Source organism: Stenotrophomonas sp. SrG, from assembly GCF_050031795.1.
In the GTDB taxonomy this organism is placed as follows: domain Bacteria; phylum Pseudomonadota; class Gammaproteobacteria; order Xanthomonadales; family Xanthomonadaceae; genus Stenotrophomonas; species Stenotrophomonas rhizophila_A.
In genome coordinates, this window is record NZ_JBNBBE010000227.1 from 1 (window position 1) to 276 (window position 276).

At 67.8% G+C, this 276-nt stretch carries 1 pseudogene; it reads left to right on the top strand.

What is annotated here, in order from left to right:
• Positions 1 to 233 (top strand): annotated as a pseudogene (locus ACQG3P_RS19620) (hypothetical protein); the annotation flags it as partial.
• Positions 234 to 276: the final 43 nt, after the last annotated feature.

Here is a 276-nt window from a genome sequence, read left to right on the forward strand (position 1 = left end):
ATTTCCCGCGACGCGCCCCGGCCGCCGGGCTCAACCAGCTCACTGCCGAACTGTGTACCGACAAGCGCCGCCACGGCGACCGCTCGCTGCGCGAGGACGACCGTTTCCTGTGCCTGCAGCTGTTCGCCTCCGCGCAGGATGTGTTCTACCTGAGCTATAGGGGCGCCGATCCCCGCGAGGGAAGCGTTCGCGAGCCCTCGGTGCTGGTCAGCGAGCTGATCGTTGCCGCCGCCTAATACCATGAGGATCCCTCGGCGGCGGCAAAGCAGCTGACCG